The organism is Kitasatospora sp. Xyl93 (assembly GCF_055383135.1).
Genome location: NZ_AP029186.1, coordinates 109,242 through 130,725 on the forward strand (window position 1 = coordinate 109,242; position 21,484 = coordinate 130,725).

A 21,484-nucleotide genomic window follows, 5' to 3' on the forward strand; every position below is an offset into this window, starting at 1 on the left:
TCTTGAAGGGCTTCGGGTCAGTGACCGTTCTGCCGGGGCACGGCGGCGAGTCGCCCGGCGATCTCGGCGAGCACGGCCGGCCGGGCGGAGTGCAGGAAGAAGTGGCCGCCGGGAAACATCCGCAGGTCGAAGCCGCCTGCTGTGAGCTCGCCCCAGCGCGGCATCGCCGCGACGCCCGCGGGATCGTCCTCGGTCCCGCCGAACGCCGTGACCGGGCACGTCAGAAGCGGCCCGCCGGTGAACCGGTAGGTCTCCACCACCGCGAGGTCGGCCCGGATCACCGGGAGCGTCAGGCGCATCAGTTCCGGGTCCGCCAGCACCGCTTCCGGTGTCGCGGACCAGGAGCGCAGTCTCCCGACCAGCTCCTCCTCCGAACCCGCGTGGTACGCGGTCTCCTGCCGGGCCTGGGGCGGTACGCACCCCGAGACGAACAGCCGGGCGGGCGAGCCGATCTCCATCCGCTGCAGGGTGCGGGTGAGGTTCCAGGCCACCAGGGCGCCCATGCTGTGCCCGAAGAACGCGAACGGACGGTCCAGGTGCTGGATGACCGAGGGCACCAGGTCGTTGAGCACCGCGCCCATCCGGTCGAACAGCGGAGCGCCCAACTGGTCCTCCCTGCCCGGAAGCTGTACCGACCACGGCTCGATGTCGGCGGGCAGGCCGGCGGCCCAGCCGCGGAACACCGAGGCGCCGCCGCCGGCGTACGGGAAGCAGAACAGCCGGGTGGCCGCCTGTGGCCGCTCGGCGAGCGGCCTGACCGTCACCCTCATCGGCCGGTCCCGCCCGCCAGCTCCCGGCGCAGGGTCAGCGGACGCATGTCCGTCCACACCTCGTCGACGTGCGCGAGACAGGCCTCCTTCGAGCCCCGCGCGCCCGTCTCCCGCCAGCCGGCGGGCAGCTCGCGGCCCTGCGGCCAGATGGAGTACTGCTCCTCGGAGTTGATCACCACGACATAGCCGTCGTCGTCGCGCTGTCCGTCCATGGGGCCCTTCCTTTCGGTGAGATGGCGGGATACCGGTTCAGGCGCCCGGCGTCCCGGGGCGGGAGGCTCGCAGGGCCCCCAGCCGACGACGGCCGGCGGGTACGGTCCGCGCCGCCCGCCGGGCCCGCGCCAGCGGCTCCGCCAGGGCGGCCAGCGAGACCGTCACGTCCTCGACGACCGTCCGCAGGACAGCCAGGAAGGCCGTCCGGACCTCCTCGGCCTCGGACTTCGCCAGCCGTCGGGAGTTGTAGTTGAGCCGCATCCTGAGCCGGTCGCCGTCCGGCCTGCCGAACAGGCAGAGGTCGAGCTGCGAGGTCTGCCGGGCCGGGGGCAGGAAGTCCGCGAACTGGAAGGAGGTCGAGAAGACCGGGTTCCGGCCGGGTCGGGCCTCCACGTCGAGCTTCTCGAGCAGCAGGGTGTACGGATAGCGGCTGTGCGCGTAGGCGCCGACGCTCGCGGCCCTGGTCCGGCGCACGACCTCGTCGAAGGGGTCCGCGCCCGACATCCGCACCCGGACGGAGAGCGGGTTGACGAAACTGCCGAACATCCCGTCCAACTCCTTGGTGTCCCGGCCGGAGAACGGGACGCAGACCACGATGTCGTCGTCGGCGCTGATGTCCCGCAACGCGACCGCGTAGGCGCTGAGCAACAGGATGTGCGGCGTGACGTGCAGCTCCTTGACCAGTGCCGCCAGCCCTGCGGCCGTGTCGGCCTCGACGTCGAACTCCAGCGTCTCGTTCACCACCTCGTCGGCGGGCGCGTCGTAGTCCCCGATGCGCAGCCGCGGCAGCGGGGCGGCCAGCTGGTCGAGCCAGTACGCCTCCATGGCCTTGCTCTGGTCGCTCGCCAGCCACTCCCGCCGGCCCCGCACGAAGGCGTCGTAGGTCGTCGGGAGCGGGGGCAGCTCGGGCTCTGCGCCCGCGGCGAAAGCCCGGTAGCAGAGCAGCAGTTCGCGGAGGAAGATGCCCATGCTGGTGCCGTCCGTGAGGATGTGGTGCACGTTCACGTAGAGGCAGTGGTGGTCGGCGGCCAGCTTGAACACCTTGAGCCGCACCGGCGGGGTGGCGAGGTCGTCGAAGGGGGTCGCGTTCTCGACCCGGACGCACCGGTCCAGTTCGACCGCCGGATCAGCCGCGCCGGTCAGGTCGACCAGCGGCACGTCCAGGTCGAACTCCGGCAGCACACGCTGGCGCGGACCCTCCGGAGTGTCCCGGAAGGACAGCCGCAGCGCCTGGTGCCGGTCCACCAGGAAGGCCGCGGCACGGCGCACGGCGACGATGTCCACCGCCTCGTACACGTGCTGACAGTACGGGAGGTTGGAGTCCGCCCGGCCCTCGTCCAGCTGGTGCTGGAGCCACAACCCCCTCTGACCGTTCCACAGTTCGAACCAGGCCCCGTCACCTTCGAGATCGTAGGGGTCTTCCACTTGGCCAGCCAATCTTCACATCGACGGTTGACAGAACGCCCGGACCGGATGCGGCCGGTTCACAGAGACCTCAGCAGGTCGGTGAGCAGGACCTTCGCGGCGGGCGCGTGGAACAGCTCCTCCGCCGTCGCATCGACCCGGTGCACCACCCCGGATCCCGGCCAGTCGAGCGCCTCGCTCAGCAGGACGTGGGTGGGAGCCGGTGGGACTTCGGGGGGCACCGCCGCGGTCAGGGTGAAGCTGAGCCAGGCCCGCTGCCCCTCGGTCAGTTCGACCAGGATCTCCTCGTCGAGCCCGGGCGAGCAGCCGTCGATCACCGAGAGCAGGAAGGAGCCGGCCAGGGTGAGCGCGTCACCGGGCGGCAGGCCGGTGATCGTGGGCACCTCGGCGGACTCGTCCATGGCCAGGGCGAGGTCGTCCAGCAGTACCTGAGGAGCCTTGGGGTCGGCCGGCGCCGGGTCGAGCACGATGAGCGGGACGTCCGGCCCGGGCAGCGCCTCCACCAGCGCCGAGGCCAGGCCGGTGGCCGAACAGTAGGCCAGCACCGCGACCGGGAGCGGCCCGGCGGCGGTGATCCGCCCGGCCCAGTGGGCGGCCTGCTCAGCCGTCCCGACGACTCCGTCGGCGAGGCCGGGGTAGTGCAGCGGGTCGATCCTGAGGGTCCGCTCGCGCCAACCGTCGGGCAGGATGCCGGCGAAGCTCCTCCGGGGCACCTCGTTCCCGAACTCAAGTATCACGAGAGGCCGTTGGTCCTGCGTCACGCTGCACTCCTGACGGCTTCGTCGACCACGGCGGAGAAGTCCGCGAGGACCGGATGGTCGAAGATGACCTGCAGCCCGATCTTGATGCCGAACTGCGCCCGCGTCCGGGACACCGCCCGGGCGGCGATCAGCGAGTGGCCCCCGATCTCGAAGAAGCTGTCCCCGGAGCGGGGGAGGTTCCCGGTCAGATCGGACCAGATCTCGGCGATCCGCGCCTCGGTGGCGCCGAGGGGGGAGGGCTCGGCCACGGCTGCGACCGGCGTGTCCGGCAGGGCCTTCCGGTCGATCTTGCCGTTGGGTGTCAGCGGCATCGCGGCGAGCCGGTGCAGCCCGGTGGGGAGCATGTACGCGGGCAGCCGACCGGCCAGTGCGGCGCGGATGTCGCCCGGCTCGGCCTCGCCGCAGAAGAAGGCGTGCAACGATCCGCCGTCCTGGTCCGGCACGTGGACGACGGCCGCCTGGTCCACCCCGGGAACAGCCAGGATCTCCTGCTCGACCTCGGCCGGCTCCACCCGGTGACCGCGGATGCTGACCTGGGCGTCCCGCCGCTCGACGAACTCCAGCTCGCCGTCGGCCGTCCAGCGGCAGAGGTCGCCGGAGGCGTACCAGCGGTTCCCGTCCTGGTCGGCGAGGAACTTGCGGCCGGTGAGCTCCGGGTCGCCCCGGTAGCCGAAGGCCAGGACATCGCCTCCGATCAGCAGTTCCCCGGGTACGCCGGGCTCGGCGACCTCGGCCCCGTCGGCATCCACCAGCCGGACCTTCGCACCGGTGATGGGGCGTCCGATCGCCGGCGCGCCCTCGGTGGGGCAACGGCGCAGGTCCGCGCCGGCGGTGGTCACCACAGTGGCCTCGGTCGGCCCGTAGTGGTTGAAGACCGCGGCGGGGAAGCCGGGCGGCGGGCTCACCCGAAGGCGGTCCCCGCCGGTCAGCAGGACGGCCAGGCCGACGGGCGGGGCCGGGAGGGCGAACAGTTGCTCGGCGAGCGGGGTGCTCAGGAAGCAGTGCGTGATGGCGCTGCGCTCGATGAACTCGGCGATCACCGCGCTGTCGACGATCAGCCGCTCGGTCGGCAGCACCAGCGTCGCCCCGCTCGCGAGAGCCGCCCACACCTCCCAGACCGTGGCGTCGAACCCCAGCCCGGCGAAGGCCCCGACCCGTACCCCGGGCCGGGTGCCGTAGGTCTCCCGGTGCCAGGACACCAGGTTCGCCAGGCCCGCGTGGCCGACCTCGACGCCCTTGGGCGTACCGGTCGAACCGGAGGTGTAGACGACGTAGGCCAGCGGGGCGGGCGGCCCCGGCGCCGGGGCCGCCCCGGTGCTGCCGAGTACCGGAACGCCCGCGGGCACCCGTCCGGCGAGCCCCTCCTGCGCGAGCACGGCCACCGGCCGGGCGTCGCGCAGGATCGCCTCCACCCGGCCGTCCGGCAGTGCCGGGTCGAGCGGCAGGTACGCGGCACCCGCGAGCCAGCTTCCGAGCTGCGCGACGATGCCCTCGATGCCGCGCTCGAAGAGCAGGCCGACGAGGCAGCCGCTCCGGTGGCCCTCGGCCTGCCGGACGCGTCCGGCCACCGCGGCGGCCGCGTCCCAGAACTGGCGGTAGGTGAGCCGCTGTTCGCCGCACTCGACGGCGACCACGTCCGGATGCGCGTCGACGATCGCGCCGAGCATCCGGACCACGGTCCGTTCGTCCACGATCGACTCCGGGGAGCCGCTCGTCTCTCGTGTCATCCCAACTCTCCTTCCAGGGACGTGCGGTCGGCCGTCACGAGGCCGTGCCGCGCACGGCCAGGCGTTCCAGGACGGTGAAGCCGAAGTGCTGCCTCGTCACCGGCGGCCCGTCGAGGGTGAGGTCCGCCCACCTGCCGGCGAGGCGCTCCAGGACGATCTCGGACTCCATCCGCGCCAGCCCCGCCCCCAGGCAGTAGTGCGCGCCGTGGCCGAAGGCGAGGTGTCGCCTGATCTCGCGGTCGTGGTCCAGGAGGTCCGGGTCGGCGAAGACGGCCGGGTCGCGGTTGGCCACGCCGAGCATCAGCAGGACGAGGTCCCCCTCCGCGATCAGGTGACCGGCCGCCTCCACCGGCGCGGTGGCCACCCGGGCCACCTGCTGGACGGAGGTGTCGAACCGGAGCAGCTCGTCGACCGCCGAGCCCGGTTCGCCGCTCCGCAGGTCCGCCCAGGCATCGGCGTGCAGGGCGGCCCGGACGGCCTTGCCGATGAAGGTCGAGGTGGTCTCGAACCCGGCGTAGATCAGCAGGCTCGCGGTGGCCGCGATGTCGGCGGTCTCGATGACGCCCTCCCGGCGGGCGTTGCGCAGCAGCCAGAGCCCAGTGCCCTCGCGGACCTCCGAGCGCAGGGCCTCGTCCACCACGTCCGCGATCTCCCGCAGGGCGCGGTTTCCCCTGGTCCTGACCTCCGGCAGGTAGTCCGCCGTCAGCAGCGCCGCGATGTCGGGGGACCAGTCGTGCAGCCGGGGCGCGACCTCCCCGGGCAGACCCAGGATCCGGCAGATGACCCGGCTGGAGAGCGGGACGGCGAGTTCCGCCATCACCTCCAGCCGGTCCGTCCGCCCCGCCAGGAGCTCGTCGACCAGCTCTTCGACGGCGGGCCGCATCGCGGCGAGCCGGTCGGCCGCGAAGAGCGGCGCGACGACCCGGCGGGCCGCCGCGTGCTCGGGGTCGTCGTTGAACATGAACCACCTGCGCACGACCTCCGCGGCCCGCCCCTCGCCGTCCCCCTCCCGGTGCAGGGTGGTGGTGCCCCGCTGCGGCCAGGCGGCCGACAGGGCGGGGTGCCGCAGCAGGGCCGTCGTCTCGCGGAACCCGGAGACGATCCACACCCCCAGGTCCTCGTCCCAGCGGACCGGCTCTTCCTCCCGCAGCGGGAGGTAGTCCGCGCAGGGGTCGGCCGTCGGACGGCCGTCGTCGCGGTAGGGGCAGCGTGCGGCCTGGGTCACGGTCACCGGGTACCCTCCGGGTTCTGGTCGGGGGCCACCGGTGCGGCGGCCGGGCTCACCACGGCTCCCCCTTCGTGCAGACCGCCGCGACGGCGGCCACGAGCTCGTGCTCGGCGGAGTGCAGGAAGAAGTGGTCGCCGCGGATCCTCTCCACGCGGAAGGGACCGTCCGTGTACTCCGCCCACGCCTCGACCGAGGCCAGGTCCGCCTCGTCGTCCGCGTCCCCGTAGAACGCCACCACCGGGCAGCCGACCGTACCCGGGGTGCCGGTGCCGTACTCGCCGAGGATCCGGTAGTCGGCGCGGAGGACGGGGAGGTAGATCTCCATCAGCTCCTCGTTCTCCAGCAGCTCCTGCGGAGTCCCGCCCAACGCGGCCAGGCGCTCGACGAGTTCGGCGTCGGAGAGGAGGTGGCTGTCCGCGTCGGCGGCCGGCAGCCGGGGCGCGCGGCTGGCCGAGACCAGCAGCGCGGACGGCTCCGGAGCGCCCTCGGCGCGGAGCAGCTTGGTCAGCTCGAAGGCGATCACCGCCCCGTAGCTGTGGCCGAACAGCACGTACGGCGAGGCCGGGTCGACCTGCCGGTACAGGTCGTCGAGCAGGGCCGCCAGCTCGTCGACCGGCTTCTCCACGCAGCGTGAGCCCCGGCCGGGGAGCTCCAGCGGCACGACGGTGACGCCGTCCGGCAGGTGCCGCTGCCACGGGTCGTAGACGCGTGCCGAGCACCCGGCGTAGGGAATGCAGTAGAGGTTCACTTGGGCGTCTCCGTACGGAGGAGGTGGTCGGTCAGCGAGGCGACGGTCGGGTTCCGGAAGATCTCCTTGATCGGCACCCGGGTGCCGAGGCCGTCGGTGAGCCGCTTCTGGAGCACCGTCAGGAGGACCGAGTTCCCGCCGGCGTCGAAGAAGTTGGCGTCCTCGTCGACGGAGTCCGCGGCGAGCGTCTGCCGCCACGCCTCGGCCACGACTGCCCGGACGTCCCCCGGGGGTGCCGCGGCGGGCGCCGCGGCAGCCTGCTCCGCCCGCTCGCCGGCGGCCAGGCCGGCCGCCAGCCCGACCCGGTCCACCTTTCCCGTGGTGGTGCGGGGCAGCACGGGCAGGGCGGTGATCCTGGCGGGGTGGTGGCTCGGCGGCAGCCGGTCCTTCAACCAGCCCTGGAGGTCCGCCTCGGCGCGCTGGACCACGAAGGCCACCAGCGCCGCGGTGTCGGGCCGGTCGGCGTCCTGGACCAGCACGACGGCCTGCGAGACCTCCGGGTGCTCCTCCAGGACGGCCTCCACCTCGCCCAGCTCGATCCGGTGTCCGCGCAGCTTGACCTGGCTGTCCAGGCGGCCGAGGAACTCCAGTGCGCCGTCCGGCGCCCTTCTGACCCGGTCCCCGGTGCGGTAGACGCGGCGGCGGCCGTCGGGGGTGTCGCCCGGCGCGAAACGCTCGGCCGTCAGCTCCTCCAGGTTGAGGTAGCCGTGCGCCAGCCCCTCCCCGTAGAGGAGGAGTTCGCCGCTCTCGTCGGCGAGGAGGCGCACCCCGGCCACCGGCTCGCCGAGCGAGATCCGCTCGGCGGACTCCACCCGCGCCGCCGTGGACCAGAGGACTCCCTCGGTCGGGCCGTACACGTTCCAGAGTTCACCGCACCGGGGCAGCAGCTCCCGGGCGAGGCTCGGGGTGAGGGTCTCCCCGCCGGTCCACAGTCGGCTGCCGGGCGCACCCGTCCAGCCGGAGGCCGTCAGCATCCGCCAGAAGCTGGGGGTGGCCTGGACGACGTCCGGTGCGGCCGCCGCCACCAGCTCCGCGAAGGCGAGCGGATCCGCCCGGACCTCCTCCGGGACGACGGTGAAGGAGGCCCCCACGGTCAGCGGCAGGATCAGCTCCACCAGCGCGATGTCGAAGGACAGCGCGGCCATCGCCAGCACGCTCTCGCCGGCCGCCAGCCCCGGCCGCTCGGCCAGGGCGGCGAGCCGGTCGATCAGGGCCTCGTGGCCCACCATCACGCCCTTGGGCTGCCCGGTCGAGCCGGAGGTGTACAGGATGTAGGCGATCCCGCCCAGGTCCGGTTCCCTCGGCGGCGACGGAAGTCCGTCCCGCTCCAGGGCGAACTCGCCCTCGGCCAGCTCGCGCAGCAGCAGGGCGGGGCGGGCGTCGTCGAGGACCCGGGCCCGCCTGGCCGGCGGGCTCTGCCGGTCGAGCGGCAGCACGGCGCAGCCCGCGGCGTTCGCGCCGAGGATGCCGACGGCCCCGCTGAACCGGCTGGACGCGTCGAGCGCCACGACGGAGCCCGGCCGGACCTCCGCCGCTATCCGCGCGCCGAGGTCTCCGGCCAGCGCGGCGACGTCACGGTAGGTGTAGGTGCGTGCCGTCCGCGCGGCCACGGCCTCGGGCGTCCGCTCCACCTGAGCCTGGACGACGTTCCACACGGTCTCCACGCGAGCCCCCTGGGTTCGAAGAGAAGCACTGGTCAGTGGCCGACGGCCGGGAGCGCCCGGGACACGCTCCGGAGCACGGCCTCCCGTTCGTCGTTGAGGAAGAGGTGGCCGCCGGGGAAGATCTCCACCTCGGTCCGGCCCGTGGTCAGCTCGGCCCAGCCCGCGAGGTGCTCCTCGGCGACCCTGGGGTCCGCGTCACCGCCGAAGGCCGAGACCGGGCAGGTGAGCGACGCGCCCGGCCGGTAGACGTAGCCGGCGAACAGCGAGAGGTCGGCCCGGAAGGTCGGCAGGATGAAGGCGGCGAAGTCCGGGTTGCGCAGCAAGGTCTCCGGCGTGCCGTTGAGACGGCGGAGCTCGTCGATCAGCCCCTCGTCGGAGAGGTCGGCTTCGCTCAGCTTCCTGGACTCGTGGGCCGGCAGCGCCCGGCAGCCGGACACCATCATGCGGACCGGCTCCAGCCCCTGCTCACGCTGCAGCCTGCGGGCGAGCTCCCAGCTGACGATGGCGCCCATGCTGTGCCCGAAGAAGGCGAACGGCCGGTCCAGGTACGGGAGCAGGGCGGGGAGGAGGACGTCCAGCAGCTCGTCCAGGTCCGCGATCGGCTGGTCGAAGAACCGGTCCTCCCGACCCGGCAGCTGCACGGCGAAGGCCTCCACTCCTTCCGGGAGTCCGGCGCCCCACCCCCGGAAGACCGAGGCGCCCGCCCCGGCGTACGGGAAGCAGAAGAGCCGGAGGGCGCCGGGCTCGGTCCGGCCGGGAATCGGCCGGACCCAGCTCTGGGCCGTCTGCGGTGCTGCCGAGTGCATGGGGTTCCGCTCCTACTGGTCGATAGAGGGGGCTGGGGCGCGCTCAGGCGCCGTGCCAGGACTTCCACAGCGCGGCGTATCCGCCGCCGGCCGCCAACAGCTCGTCGTGGCTGCCCAGTTCGGTCACCCGGCCGCCGTCCATGACCGCGACCCGGTCCGCGTCGTGGGCGGTGTGCAGGCGGTGGGCGATGGCGATCACGGTGCGTTCTTCGAGCACCGCCGCCAGCGAGCGCTCGGTGTGCCGGGCCGTGGCCGGGTCGAGCAGGGAGGTGGCCTCGTCCAGGATCAGCGTGTGCGGATCGGCCAGGACCACCCGGGCCAGGGCGAGTTGCTGGGCCTGCTGGGCGTCCAGCCGGAGCCCGCCGGCACCGAGTTCGGTGTCCAGCCCGTCCGACAGCTCGTCCACCCAGTCGATGTCGACGGCGGCCAGCACCGCGTGCAGCTCCTGGTCGGTCGCGCCGGGCGCGGCGATCAGCAGGTTGTCCCGGACGGTGCCGAGGAAGACGTGGTGCTCCTGGGAGACCAGGACGACGTGCCGGCGCAACTGGGCCGGGTCGAGTTCGGCGACGGGCACCTGCCCCACCGTCACCCGTCCGGTGCGGGGCCGCTCCGCCCCGGCCAGCAGCCGGCCCAGGGTGGACTTGCCGGCTCCGGACGGGCCGACGATGGCCAGCCGCTCGCCCGGGCGGACGGTGAGGTCGACGCCGTGCAGGACGTCCCGCCCACCCTGGTAGGCGTACCGGACGTCGACCACGTCGATCCGGTCGTCCTCGGGGCGGCCGCCGCCGGTCACGGCCGGGGCGTCCACCTGGCCGACGCCCTCGACCCGGGCGAAGGAGGCGTTGCTGCGCTGGAGTTGGTCGAGCCAGAGCAGGACCTTGTCCATCGGCTCGGAGAGCTTCCAGAAGTAGAGGGCGCAGGAGACCACCGCGCCGGTGGTGACCGCGCCGCTGTCGCGCAGGGCGGCGCCGAGCAGCAGGATGCCGGCGACCGGGGCGATGTACGAGAACTCGACCACGGGGAAGAGGACGGTGCGCAGGTTGAGGGTGCGGGTACGGGTGGTCCGGCAGTGCTCCACCGCCTCGGCCGTGGCGGCGATCCGGCGGTCCTGGAGGCCCAGGGCCTCGACGGTGCGGGCCCCCGCCGCGGTGGAGGTGAGGATCTCGATCAGCGCGGAGTTGGCGGCGCCTTCGGCGAGGTAGCCCGCGTGGGCGCGGCGCAGGTACCAGCGGGTGGCGAACCAGATCCCGGAGAGGCAGAGCAGCCCGCAGACGCCGAGCAGCGGGTTGACCGCGAGCATGGCGACCAGGATCAGGAGGATCTGGACGAGCGCCACCGAGACCTCCGGCCCCGCGTCGCGCAGGGTGGCGCCGACGGTGGTGACGTCGGCGGTGCCGCGCGTCAGCAGGTCACCGGTGCCGGCGCGTTCGACCACCGAAGCGGGCAGGGCGAGGGAGCGGTCGACGAACCGCTCCCGGATCCGCGCCAGGGTCCGCTCGCCGAAGCGGTGGGCGGCGTAGCGGGCGAAGCGGCCGAGGAGCAGCTGCGCGAGCGCGAAGCAGAGGATGCCGAGGGCGAGTCGGTCGACGTGTCCGGTCCCGGCGCCGCCCCGGACGTCGTCGATGATCCGGCCCAGCAGCCAGGGGCCACCCAGGCCGGCCGCCGCGGCCAGTCCGTTGAGGATCAGCATCGCGGCGACCGCACCGCGGTCCTGGCCCATCAGCCGCACGGCGGCCCGGCGGACCTCGGCGGGCCCCGCGATCGGGAGCCGTCCGGGGTCGGTCTCGGTCTGAGCGGTCATCGGACGGCCTCCTCGGCGGGCGTGGACTCGGTGGCGGTTTCGCCGCGAGCCACCAGCGCGCGGTAGCCGGGCTCGGTGGCGAGCAGTTCCCGGTGCGGGCCGGCCGCCGCCAGCCGGCCGTCGACGAGGTAGCAGACGGTGTCGGCCTGCTCCAGGAGGGCGGGCGAGGTCGAGGTGAGGGCGGTGGTGCGCCCGGTCCGTGCCCGGCGCAGCCCGGCGGCCATGGCGGCCTCGGTGTGGGCGTCCACGGCGGAGGTGGGCTCGACCAGCAGGAGCACCTCCGGGTCCGCCAGCAGGGCGCGGACCAGCCGCAGCCGCTGGCGCTGACCACCGGAGAGGTTGCTGCCCTGGGCCTGGATCCTGGTGTCCAGGCCGTCGGGCAGTGCCTGCACGATGTCCTGCGCCGCGGCGTCCGCGACGGCCTGGGCGATGGACGGGTCGGAGTGCTCGGACCGGCCCTCGACCACGGTGCGCAGCGGGCCGGAGAAGAAGTCGGCGTCGTTGTCCGCCACCACGATCCGGCTGCGGACCTCGGCCAGGGCTATCTCGGCGAGCGGCACGCCGCCCCAGGTCGCGGCGGACGCGCTGTACCGGCCGAGCCGGTCGACCACGGCCGCGGAATCGGCCGGGCGGGCGCTCACGATCGCGGTCAGCCGGCCCGGGACCAGTTCCACACCGGTGTCGGCGTCGTGCAGGTTCGACGGCTCGTCAGGGGCGGGCCGGAGGGTCGCGACGTCTTCGACGGCGGGCTTCAGGTCGAGCATCCGGACCACCCGCCGAGCGGCGACCAGGCCCCTGGTGAGGTCGTACCCGCCCTCGATAAAGTTGGAGACCGGTACCACCAGGACGGCGACGTAGCCGTAGACGGCGACCAGCGTGCCGATCGTGATGGTGCCCTCGGCTGCCATCCGGGCGGCCAGCCACGTGACCAACGCGAGGAAGAGGGCGGGCAGGCCGACCGAGAGCGCCTGGATCCAGCTGGTCACGGCGCCGACCCGGTAGCCCTCGGCCTGCAGGTCCCGCGATCCGCGCAGGTAGCGGCCGGCCATCATCTCCTTGCCGCCGATGCCGTTGAGGACGCGCATGCCGCCGACGATGTCCGCAAGCCGGGCCGTCAACGCCCCTTGCTGCGCGCGGTACTTGGACTCCGCGCCCTGGAGGCGTTCCAGCAGCGGGCCGACCACGACCGCGAGCAACGGCACCCCCAGCAGGACCACCAGGGCGAGCGGGACGGAGACCGACAGCAGCAGCGCGGCCGCCACCAGGTACGCGACGACGGCTCCGACGCCCGGGCCGGTGATCGTCAGTGTCTGGCTCATCTGCGCGACGTCGCCCACACCGATGCTGGCCACCTCGCCGGCCGTCACCTTCCGGGGCAGTTCGGCACCCAGCCGGGTGGAGTGCGCGACCACGACCTTGATGGTCCGGAAGGTGGCGTCCATCCGGACCCGCGTCATGATGCGGTGGCGCATGATGCCGAGCCAGGCGTTGAGCAGCGCGGTGCCGACCAGTACGGCCACCCAGCCGACCAGGACGCCGGTCCTCCCCCGCTGCAGCCCGTCGTCGATCGCGCGCTGCATGAGGTACGGCGGCAGCAGGAGGCAGACCATCCAGAGGGTGCCGATCACCGCACCGCCGGTCACCCGTCGGCGCTGACTCATGGTCAGCCACCACAGGTAACGCGCGGCACTTCGGTGGTCCGGGGTTCCCGGGTCGGCGTTCGAATCCGTCATGAGTGAGACCCTAACCGTCTTTCCTGGTCCTTATCCAGAATTTCCTTCCACCGCCCGACCGCCGCTGGCTATAGTCGCCACGGACAGGAGGTGGTCATCATGAAGAAGCAGCTTCGCGGAATCTGCGCAGGTTTCTAGAACCGGCTCGACCGAGCCGCGGGATGCCGGAGTGCGGGGGGAGAAGCGTTTCCCCCCGCATTCTGCTGCCCTTCAGAGAATGCGCCAAGGATTGGCCAGCGAGACGTCCGCCAGGGATTTCTCCACCCCCTTCGACATATTGATCAGGCCGGCCTCGATCGATGCCGCGAGAACGGCTGGGAGATTTCCGTCGAGACAGTCGCGGCTCGCGCCCACTCCGATGAGGATCCCCTTCCCCGTGGCCACCGCCAGGTGGAAGTTCGGCCCTGACCGCTGGGTGGACGGACGCCACTCGATCCCGGTGCGCAGGGGGGATCCGGCGGCCGGCTCGGCGTCCACGTCGCCGAGGAAGTTGTAGTGCTTGGCGAAGGCGGTGGGGTCCGGATCCGGCCGTCCGGCCTCCCGGAGGCTCTCCTTCAGCGCGTCGACGTCGTAGCAGCCGTTCATGTACGCCGTCATGGACTGCAGGTAGCAGGCCCGCAGGTACTCCAGCGGGTGGGCCTGCTCGTCGACCGTGACGGTCACCGGGGCGAACTGGTTGAGCGAGCCGACCAGCGGCATCCACCGGGTGGTGAGCCGGTTGGCGGCCATCAGCGCGAAGGTCATCCGCTCGGTGCGCTTGAGCCGGGACAGCGCGAGCGCGCCGACGCCGAGCACCACCGACTGGACCGAGATCTTCAGCCGGTCGGAGAGCTCCTGCGCGGCGGTCAGCCCGTCCAGGCTGTAGAGCGACGCCCGGCGTCGCTCACTGGCGTCCCGGGGGTCCCGGTCCGCCGGGACGAGCCGGCCCCAGGCCTCGGTCCAGTGCCGGAGGCTCCGGGTGTCCGGTTCCTCCTGCTGCTCCCGCGCCATCTCCAGCGGCTGCACCACCGGCCCGAGCGCCCCGCCCTCCAGGAGGACGCCGAACTGCTCCTCCAGCACCCGCAGCGCGCCGTTGTCGGCCGCCACGTGGTGGATCACGGTGACCAGGTGGAGCGCGTCCCCCTGGTGGGTGGTGACGAACGCGCGCCACGGCAGTTCGGTCTCGATGTCGATCGGCTCGACGGCCGCCTCGGCACCCAGCCGGAGGGCCGCCGCGAAGCTGTCCTCGGCCAGCTCCACCGCGGTCACCCGGGACGGGCGGTACGGGTGGACCGTCTGGGCCGGCGTCGGGCCGCTCAGGTCGTAGGTGGTCCGCAGCGACTCGTGCCTCTCCACCAGCTGGAGCCAGGCGTCCATCACCTGGGCCGCACCGAGACCGAACGGCACCTCCCAGACACTGACCAGGTTGGCGACCGCCCGGTGGTCGGGGCCGTGCGTCTCCAGCGACCGCAGGACCGAGAGCTGGCCGTAGGTCACCGCCCCCGTCCGGAGCTCGCTCACAGCCGGGCCGCCCGGACGGCGAACTGGCCGAGCATGCCCTGCTGGATCTGCGTGGTGCCCTCGATGATCTCCATCACCTTGGCGTCCCGGTGGTGACGCTGAACGGAGGCCTCCGCCCCGATGCCCTGGGCACCGTGGATCTGCACCGCGTCGGCGGCCGCCTTGACGGCGATCGTCGAGGTCCGGTACTTCGCCAGCAGGGTGTGGTTGACGGACTCCGTCTCCCCCCGTTGCTTGCTCACCCCGGCGTGGTGGCAGAGCAGCCGGGCCGTGACGGTGTCGGTGAGCATGTCGGCCAGCAGCTGCTGGACCAGCTGGTGGTTGCGGATCTCGGTGCCGTACTGGATGCGGCGGCCGGCGTACTCCGTCGAGGCCTCCAGGCAGGCCTGAGCCAGGCCGACCGAGCCCCAGGCGGTGCTGTAGCGGCCGAGGTCGAGGGCGCTGGAGGCGACGAAGGTGAGGCCGAGGCCGGGGCGCCCGACCAGGTTGGCGGCCGGGATCCGGCAGTCGTCGAAGGTGATCCGGCCGAGCATCGAGCCGCGCAGGCCGAGCAGGCCCTCGATCGGCTCCACCGACAGGCCGGGGGTGTCCCGTTCCACCAGGAACGCGGTGTGCTGCCCGTCGAACGTGGCGAAGACCAGGAAGAGGTCCGCGATCTGCGCGAAGCTGATCCACTTCTTGGTGCCGCGCAGGACGACGTCGGCGCCGTCGGCCGTCGCCGTGGTCTCGACGGCGGCGGCGTCACTGCCGACGTCCGGCTCGGTCAGGGCGAAGGCCGCCAGCGTTCGGCCCGAGGTGATCCGGGGGAGCCACCGCTGCTTCTGCTCCTCCGTCCCCCACCTGTGGATCGAGTGGGCGACCATGTCCTCCACGGCCACGAAGTTGCGGACCGACTGGCAGCCCCGGCCCAGTTCCTCGGTGAGCAGTCCGTATTCGACCCAGTCCATGCCGAGGCCGCCGAACTCCTTCGGGACGGGCGCGCCGAGGTAGCCCTGCCCGGCCAGGCCGGCGACGACCTCCCGGGAGAGCGCTTGCTCGCGGTCGCAGCGGTCCGCCTGCGGGACCAGGACGCGGTCGGCGAAGGCACGGAACTCGGCGTGGCGCTCGGCCTGCTGCGGGGTGAGGTGACTGAGTATCAACGCATTCCTTGCGAACGTGAGGGCGGGCACATCACTCGGGTGGGAGTGGTGGCATCCGGTTCGGAGCGGGGGGCTCAGCCGGCGGTGGCGGCGGCGAGGGCCGGTCCGGCGGCGGCGGCGGTGTACCGCTCACGGCCGGTCAGGTTGACCAGGACGACCTGGTCCGGGGTGATCCGCCGGGCCGCGGCCTCGTTGCGCAGCGCGGCGACGGTCGCGGCCGAGGAGTGGCAGACGTCCAGCCCCTCCAGCTCGCGGAGCATCGTACGGGCGTGGACCAGTTCGTCCTGGCTCACCGAGACGATGGAGCCCCCGCTCTCGGTGGCGATGTCCCGCATGTAGGGATAGGTGGCCCGGCCGTCGCCGAGCAGGATGGCCCGGGCGAGGCCTGCCGGGTGCTCGACGACGTCGTCCTCGGTGAGCTCGGCCCGTCCCTCCCGCCAGGCCACGGCCATCGGCGCGCAGGTGTCCTGCTGGACCATCACGAAGCGCGGCGAGGAGGTGAGCCGACCGCAGGCGAGGTACTCCGCCACGCCCTTGCGTGCGGCCATCATCCCCATGCCGCTGCTGATGGCCTGGACGACGACGTCGGGCTCGTCGTCCATGGCGTCGAAGGCTTCCAGGTAGGTGAGCTTCAGGCCCTCGCGACGGGCCCAGTTGAAGAACCCGCCCTCCCAGACCAGGCCCTCGCGGGCCGCGAACTCCTGGGCCGCCAGGGTGGCTTGGGCGTAGTTGCCGTCCACCACGGTGAGGGACACCCGGTCGCCGGTCTCGATGTCGTGGTCGCCGGTGAAGTCACGGCCGCAGAAGAAGTGTGCCCGCATCGAGGGGTCCCTGCGCACGGCGCGGGCCAGGGCGGTGGAGCTGTTCCCGGTGCTGGAGGCGACGAACTCGTGGATCCCGAACTGCCGGAACACGGCCAGGACCACGGAGGCCAGCCGGTCCTTGGTGGTCCCGGTCGGCTGCTGGGACTCGTCCTTGACCCAGAGTCGGGGCAGACCGATGGCCGCTCCCAGGCGCGGGGCCGGGCGGCAGGGGGTCCGCACGCTGATGCCGGCGTCGGGCAGGTGCTCCGATTCGACCGGCAGGAAGTCCAGGTAGGTCAGCTCGGGCCGGTCACCGTCGCGCTCGGTGATGTTCTCCAGGTTCATCCTGGGATCGAGCGCACCCGAACACCGGGGACATCGAAGCCGGAATTCCGGGTCGGATTCCCAGCCGCAGTCGACGCATAACAGACGGTACTTGGGTGGCGCTTCGGTCTTGGCACAGTGGTCGACAACCGGCATTCTTCTTCCCCCACTCTTCCGAACCTCCTGCACGGAAATCCGACCCGTACTCGACACCGGGCCCGGAGCCCGCCTGATCGCCGCGGCGTCACGGCGCGGCCCCTCTCAGGCCAGCGCTTCGAACCGGCCGCCCATGAGGGCACGCGACACGAAGCCGTCGGGCCCGCGGGGCACGTCGCCGACGACGGTGGTGCGGTGCACGATCCGCTCGTCCTGGAACATCAGGCCGTCCACCGGACCGGCATGAGCCACGGAGCGGTTGTCCCACATGACGAGGGTGTCCTGCTCCCAGCGGACCCGGGCGTGGATCTCGTCCCGCCCGGCGAGCTCGTCGAGCAGGAAGTCCAGCAGGGCCGCGCTCTCGCGGGGCTTGAGACCCCGGATGGCCTGGAGGAAGACGGCGCTGACGAGCAGGCTGCGCGCACCGGTCTCGGGGTGCACCCGCACCAGCGGGTGCACGGCCGCGAAGGGGCCGGCCGACGTGCCGTCGAAGCGGGGTTCCGCCGTCGGGGCGTGTCGGGAGTGTATCGCCTGCAAAGTGTCGAGGTACCCCCGGAGGGAAGGCGACAAACCTTCGTAGAGCGCTTCCAGATCGGCGAAGAGAGTGTCGCCGCCGACCGGTGGAATCTCGACACCGCGCAGAATGGTGATGGCGTTCGGATTGACCACGAAGGTGCTGTCGACGTGCCACTCGGTTCGCAGACGCCGCGGTGCCGAACCCTTCAACGGATGACTGAGGGCGGCCTCGGCCTCGACCAGTGCCCTTCGCTCCTCCGACAGCGCGGTCCGCAACACGGCGGGGGCTTCACGCAGACCGTTCACGATGGGATGTGCCGCGGTGGCGCCACCGAGAGCATTGGTGAGGGCGACCTGTTGCGCGTCGTTCATCGGCTGATTCCGGAAAACGAGAACCTTGTGCCGCACCAGGGCTTCACGTAGTCGGGCCACTACGGCCGGCGACAGCTCCGCCGCGAGATCGAGGCCTTCCACCTCCGCGCCGGTGATTGGTGTGAGAGGCCGAAAAGTTATTTCTAACACAGAACCCCCAAGTGGTGTGCCTGCGATGAAACGTCGGCCACCCTACCCCACGGTACCCACGTCCTGTCGAGCCTTCGACCAGGGAAAGCGCGCCGCCATGACAAGCCGTTGCCCCCCTACGTCCGTTTCGCACCAATCCCACCCACCTGACCCAATGCGACACAATCTGGACATCGGGCATCTCCCAAGCGAAAAAAGGGACTTGACGATGTCCCAGCAACATCATAGGGTCAATTACCTGGATAGGCCTTGAATGCAAGAGATCTGGAACACAAAATGTCGAACGCACAGTCCGACGCCTTGATGTCGGTGATTTCCGAAGTATTCGCCCCCCTCGAAGTCTCACTGGACAGCACTTTCGACGACCTCGGAGCCACCTCCGTGTCGCTGCTCCGCCTGATGGTCTCGATCCAGAGCACGTTCGACGTCGATCTGGACGTCGTCGACATGTTCACCGTGGCCAACGTCGGTGAACTGGTCCAGCTCGTCGAGGAGCGGGCCCCCGCTTCGAAGTAGTCCCCGCCGCGGACGGCCCGAGCGATCCCGTCGCCCGCCCCGGGGCCGGCGCATCCACAGGAGGACGCGGGTCGGACCCCGTCCCCGCCGTCCCCGTCCCGAGGCCCCGTAGCAGGTCGAAGTCCCCGCGCAGGCCCCCGCCGGTGTTCCGGCCCGAGGCCCGACCGCGCCCGACCGGGACAGTCTGTCGCACCTGACGTCGCCGGTGGACACCGACGCCCGGCCGAGCCGGCCCTGGCAGCGCCGCGACCACCCACGCGGGCCGTTCACCAGGACCGCCCGGCCCGAAGAGCCATGCAGCCACTGTCCGACCGCCGAAAGGGACATCGTGACCGCGCACCCAGCCGCGCAGTACTTCCTGTCGAGCTACATCTCCCCGCCCGGCGACTTATCCGTCATCGCACCGCGCCACGACCAGAACATCGCGCTCTGGCGCAGTCACGACTCGCGGGTCGAACTCGTCAGAGTGTGGGAGCTCGAGCGGGTCAGCGGGCAGAAGCACCACTTCTGGCCGCTCTTCACCGTCGACCGTTACACCAAGGTGCTGACCGAACTCCTCGCGGCCGAGGGGCTCTCCCCGGAGGACGTGAGCCTGTCCTGGGGAACGCCCGGCCTGCCGCGCCACGCCGACATCAAGCTGCCGGCGGGCACCGAGGACTTCCCGGTCCACAGCCTCGCCCACCTCTACAGCGGACTGCTCCTCGACTCCGAAGTGTTCCGCAGCGAGACCATCGTCGGAATGGCCCTGGACGGCCGACCCGACTTCGGCCTCGACCGGACGGGCAAGAAGTACTGGTACACCGGCTGCGTGTCGGCCAAGGGCGACGTAGATTTCGCTCCGGTCGAATCCCCGGCCCCGATCTACGACGCCGCGTCCTCGGAGTTCGGCCGGGAGCCGGGCACCCTGATGGCCCTGGCGTCGGCCTGCCCCACCGAAATCGCCTACGACACCGAGGCGGCGGTGCGGGAGCTGGAGCTGTTCGGAGGCCGACGGGTACCGCTGGTCGACACGCTACCCTTCGTCCAGGCCGCGATCCGTGCCGCCGAGTCCCAGTTGCCGTCCATGGAGTTGGACAGCCGCTTCACCCGTCAGGAGCACCTGCAGTCCGCGGTCATGAAGATCGTCCAGACGGCCTGCGAGCTCGTCATGGTGCGCAACGTCGACCGGCTGCTCGAGTCGGCGGGGGTGGACCCGCGCCAGGCGTACCTCTCGCTGAGCGGCGGCTTCGCCCTCAACTGTCCGACCAACTCCTTCCTGCTGCGCCGCTACGGGTTCAAGGGACTGCTCACCCCGCCGAGCGCCAACGACTCCGGCCAGTCCCTCGGGATCGGCCTCCTCGGCCTCCTCGGCGAGGGCCTGCTCCCGGGCGGTGGCTTCAAGCTCGAGTCCGCCTACCACGGCTCCGAACTGACCGACGTCGAGGACGCCCTGCGGCACTTCGAGGACTTCATCGAGGACGTCCAGGACTTCACCGAGGCCCAGTTCGTCGAGGACCTCTCCGCCGGACCGCTGGTGTGGGCGGACGGGGCGGCCGAGATCGGCCCGCGCGCGCTGGGCCACCGGAGCATCCTCGCCGACCCCCGTTCACCCCGGTCGAAGGAGCTGCTGAACGACTGGAAGAGCCGGCAGTGGTGGCGTCCGGTCGCCCCGATCGTCCTGGAGGAGTACAGCGGCGAGTGGTTCGAGGACCCCTGGCCCTCGCCCTACATGCTCGAAACCGCGTACGTCGCCGAGTCGAAGCGCCATCTGGTCCCCGCCGTCCTCCACCTCGACGACTCGGCCAGGCGGCAGACCCTGTCCGCCGCGACCAACCCCCTGCTCTACCGCGCGATCGAGGCGTTCCGGCAGGCCACGGGGGTGCCGATGGTGTGCAACACCTCCCTGAACGACAAGGGTGAGCCGGTGGTGGACACCGCGGCACAGGCCCTGAACTTCGCCATCCGCAAGGGCGCCGCCGTCGCCTACCTCGCGGGCCGCCGGGTCCGCCTGCGCACGGAGGCTCGCGACCGGAGCCCGGTCCCCTCCGGTCGGCACCCCCGTCGCGAGGAGCTCTTCGCGGGCCAGGAGCAGGACCGCGACGCGATCTGGCAGTCCTGGGTCGACGCGGGCTACTCCACCGCGGCCATGGTCCTGATGTCCCGCTCCCCCGAGCTGCGCGATCAGGGGCTGGCGACGCCCGCCATGGTCAACAAGCTGGCCGAGGTCGCGAGCGCCCGCGACGCGAGCGGCACGCTGGCCCTCGCCGCGGCGAAGCACGCCCGGATGTTCGGGCCGGACTCCGTCTACGACCCCGAGTCCGCGGAAGGTGCGGCTTTCTGACCGTCGGCCGGTGCGCTGACGGCGGCCGGGCCGCCCCGGGGACCGCCGCGACGGGGCGCTCCGAAGCAGGTCGTCGCCCGGCCTCCAGCACGGAACGGTCCGATCGGTGACCGTGCCGCCATGTCCGGCTCCGCTTCAGCAGTACGGAGGATCAACGCAGTGAACACGAGATCGCTCTGGGCGCACACCTCTGACCTGGCTCACATGGGCGAGGAGTCCCGGGCCGGGCACCCCTCGCACGCGGTCGTGACCGAGCGGATCGCGGCACTGCACGGCGAGGAACCGTTCGAACTGCTCGACTGCGGTGTCATCTCCGGGGTCACCTACCGACACCTGCTGACGGCGGGCCTGTCGGTCGACTACACCGGCATCGACATCAACGAGGCCGCCATCGAGGACTGCCGCGCGCTCCACCCCGGTGCGCGGTGGGAGCGGATGAGCGTCACCGACCTCACCTACCCCGAAGGCTCGTTCGACGTGGTGAACTGCCGGCACGTGCTGGAGAGCCTGCCGTACTACGAGACCGCCGTCCGCGAACTGTTCCGGGTCTCCCGCCGCACCGTGGTGATCTGCATGTTCCAGGTGCCGCGGGAGACCGAGGTGCTGCTGCGGCGGGAGACGGCCGACGGCTACATCTGGCTCAACCGCTACGCCGCCGGCCCGTTCGAGGCGCTGCTGCACTCGCTCTCGGAGTCGGTCGAGATCATCGACGTCCCCGCCGACCACCGCCGCAACCAGGTCTATCTCTGCACCAAGCGATCCGCGTAGCCGTGGCCCGTTCCGGCGAGACGGGTGACGTACGTCCTGCCCCC

17 protein-coding genes and 1 pseudogene are annotated in these 21,484 nt (G+C 72.0%); 3 read left to right on the forward strand and 15 right to left on the reverse strand.

The genetic code is table 11. The features are described 5' to 3' along the window. Positions 1-17: 17 nt before the first annotated feature. From ACZ5GH_RS38710 to ACZ5GH_RS38780, 15 genes and pseudogenes are all read right to left on the reverse strand, one after another. Complete coding sequence (locus ACZ5GH_RS38710) at positions 18-770, reverse strand: thioesterase II family protein (RefSeq protein ID WP_387758769.1); 753 nt, start codon at positions 768-770, stop codon at positions 18-20. Continuing rightward, positions 767-982 carry an MbtH family protein gene (locus ACZ5GH_RS38715; protein WP_387758767.1) on the reverse strand — a complete coding sequence of 72 codons (216 nt, stop codon included), beginning with the start codon at positions 980-982 and terminating at the stop codon, positions 767-769. Before ACZ5GH_RS38715 ends, ACZ5GH_RS38710 begins: the two co-directional genes overlap by 4 nt. Before the next feature lie 37 nt (positions 983-1,019). Further along, positions 1,020-2,408 (reverse strand): condensation domain-containing protein, encoded by a 1,389-nt coding sequence (locus ACZ5GH_RS38720; RefSeq protein ID WP_464336983.1) that lies wholly within the window; start codon positions 2,406-2,408, stop codon positions 1,020-1,022. 59 nt (positions 2,409-2,467) lie between these two features. Beyond that, a complete protein-coding gene (locus ACZ5GH_RS38725; protein WP_464336984.1) occupies positions 2,468-3,169 on the reverse strand; it encodes a hypothetical protein in 702 nt (233 codons plus the stop codon). Beyond that, on the reverse strand, positions 3,166-4,896 hold the full coding sequence (locus tag ACZ5GH_RS38730) for a non-ribosomal peptide synthetase (RefSeq protein WP_464336985.1): 1,731 nt from the start codon (positions 4,894-4,896) through the stop codon (positions 3,166-3,168). Before ACZ5GH_RS38730 ends, ACZ5GH_RS38725 begins: the two co-directional genes overlap by 4 nt. A 34-nt stretch (positions 4,897-4,930) precedes the next feature. Then, entirely contained in the window at positions 4,931-6,127 is a 1,197-nt protein-coding gene (locus ACZ5GH_RS38735) for a cytochrome P450 (protein ID WP_464336986.1), read from the reverse strand. Positions 6,128-6,176: 49 nt separating this feature from the next. Beyond that, on the reverse strand, positions 6,177-6,872 hold the full coding sequence (locus tag ACZ5GH_RS38740) for a thioesterase II family protein (protein ID WP_464336987.1): 696 nt from the start codon (positions 6,870-6,872) through the stop codon (positions 6,177-6,179). A 32-nt stretch (positions 6,873-6,904) separates the two neighbouring features. After that, a pseudogene (locus tag ACZ5GH_RS38745) lies at positions 6,905-8,686 on the reverse strand (non-ribosomal peptide synthetase); the annotation flags it as partial. Then, positions 8,569-9,342 (reverse strand): thioesterase II family protein, encoded by a 774-nt coding sequence (locus ACZ5GH_RS38750; RefSeq protein ID WP_387758757.1) that lies wholly within the window; start codon positions 9,340-9,342, stop codon positions 8,569-8,571. The gene ACZ5GH_RS38750 and the pseudogene ACZ5GH_RS38745, both read right to left, overlap by 118 nt. 43 nt (positions 9,343-9,385) lie before the next feature. Continuing rightward, positions 9,386-11,143: an ABC transporter ATP-binding protein gene (locus ACZ5GH_RS38755; protein ID WP_464336988.1), complete on the reverse strand. Its 1,758-nt coding sequence runs from the start codon at positions 11,141-11,143 to the stop codon at positions 9,386-9,388. After that, complete coding sequence (locus ACZ5GH_RS38760; protein WP_464337022.1) at positions 11,140-12,786, reverse strand: ABC transporter transmembrane domain-containing protein; 1,647 nt, start codon at positions 12,784-12,786, stop codon at positions 11,140-11,142. The genes ACZ5GH_RS38755 and ACZ5GH_RS38760 overlap by 4 nt, the downstream gene beginning before the upstream one ends. Positions 12,787-13,086: 300 nt before the next feature. Continuing rightward, positions 13,087-14,376 carry a condensation domain-containing protein gene (locus tag ACZ5GH_RS38765; RefSeq protein ID WP_464336989.1) on the reverse strand — a complete coding sequence of 430 codons (1,290 nt, stop codon included), beginning with the start codon at positions 14,374-14,376 and terminating at the stop codon, positions 13,087-13,089. Beyond that, a complete protein-coding gene (locus ACZ5GH_RS38770) occupies positions 14,373-15,515 on the reverse strand; it encodes an acyl-CoA dehydrogenase family protein (protein ID WP_387758751.1) in 1,143 nt (380 codons plus the stop codon). Before ACZ5GH_RS38770 ends, ACZ5GH_RS38765 begins: the two co-directional genes overlap by 4 nt. Positions 15,516-15,589: 74 nt before the next feature. Then, the gene (locus tag ACZ5GH_RS38775) at positions 15,590-16,663 is read right to left on the reverse strand and encodes a threonine synthase (protein WP_387758749.1); all 1,074 of its coding nucleotides are present in this window, start codon (positions 16,661-16,663) and stop codon (positions 15,590-15,592) included. Positions 16,664-16,903: 240 nt separating this feature from the next. After that, positions 16,904-17,836 (reverse strand): TauD/TfdA dioxygenase family protein, encoded by a 933-nt coding sequence (locus tag ACZ5GH_RS38780; protein WP_464336990.1) that lies wholly within the window; start codon positions 17,834-17,836, stop codon positions 16,904-16,906. Positions 17,837-18,112: 276 nt separating this feature from the next. On the opposite strand from ACZ5GH_RS38780, the gene ACZ5GH_RS38785 reads away from it, so the two are divergent. The 3 genes from ACZ5GH_RS38785 (at position 18,113) to ACZ5GH_RS38795 (ending at position 21,440) form a co-directional block, all read left to right on the forward strand. Beyond that, positions 18,113-18,352 carry an acyl carrier protein gene (locus ACZ5GH_RS38785; RefSeq protein ID WP_380419433.1) on the forward strand — a complete coding sequence of 80 codons (240 nt, stop codon included), beginning with the start codon at positions 18,113-18,115 and terminating at the stop codon, positions 18,350-18,352. Between the two features lie 328 nt (positions 18,353-18,680). After that, on the forward strand, positions 18,681-20,672 hold the full coding sequence (locus tag ACZ5GH_RS38790) for a carbamoyltransferase C-terminal domain-containing protein (RefSeq protein ID WP_464336991.1): 1,992 nt from the start codon (positions 18,681-18,683) through the stop codon (positions 20,670-20,672). Positions 20,673-20,831: 159 nt separating this feature from the next. Then, a complete protein-coding gene (locus tag ACZ5GH_RS38795) occupies positions 20,832-21,440 on the forward strand; it encodes a class I SAM-dependent methyltransferase (RefSeq protein ID WP_464336992.1) in 609 nt (202 codons plus the stop codon). The last annotated feature ends 44 nt before the right edge of the window (positions 21,441-21,484 follow it).